Genomic DNA, 836 nt, shown 5'->3' on the forward strand with positions numbered 1-836 from the left:
GCCCTTGCCGCCGACGCCGACCGCGTAGGCGCCGCCCTTGCCGGCGCCGAAGCTGCCGGCCACCGCGGTGGCCACGCCGGCGTCGCCGCCGCCGCCGCCTACCGACTGGGCGTAGATCACCGAGGCGCTGACGCCCGCGGTCTGCAGCATGCCGGAGTTGGTGACGAACACGTCGCCGCCGTGGCCGCCGGTGCCGCCATTTCCGCCCAGCGAGACCGCCAGGCTGTGCGAGTCGGCGCCGTAGCTGGCCGAGGCCGCGCCGCCGGCCATGTAGTCGTCGAAGCCGTCCTTATCGATGCCGGCCATGCCGCCGTGGCCGCCGCCGCCGCCCACCGACTGGGCGAAGACCGCGTAGGATTCCTCGCCGAAGGTGGTGACGTCGCCGGTGGTGGTGACGTGCACGTCGCCGCCGGTGGCGCCCGTGCCGCCCTCGCCGCCGAGGCTGAGGGTGACGTTCTTGCTCTTGGTGCCGCCCAGCGCCATGGCGCCGCCGGCCCCGGCGTTGCCGCCGCCGCCGCCGACCGACTGGGCGAACACGCCGATCGAGCCGTCGCCGCCGGTGGTCACGGTGCTGGCGACGGTGACGTTCACCTCGCCGCCGGTGCCGCCCTTGCCGCCGCGGCCGCCCAGGCCGACGCCGATGTTGATCGACTCCGACTGGCCGATGACGCCGCTCATGCCCAGGCCGCCGTTGCCGCCGCCGCCGCCGATCGACTGGGCCAGCACGCCGTGCGACTGGCCGCCGACCGTGACGATCTCGTCGCCGGTGGCCACGACCGTGACCGCCTCGCCGTCGCCGCCGCCGCCGCCGAAGCCGCCGAGCGCGACCGCCAGGT

General features: G+C 76.3%; 1 pseudogene. It reads right to left on the reverse strand.

The features are described 5' to 3' along the window. Positions 1-836, reverse strand: a pseudogene (locus G3573_RS21705) (hypothetical protein); the annotation flags it as partial.

The organism is Caulobacter sp. 17J65-9 (genome assembly GCF_010975005.1).
In the GTDB taxonomy this organism is placed as follows: Bacteria; Pseudomonadota; Alphaproteobacteria; order Caulobacterales; family Caulobacteraceae; genus 17J80-11.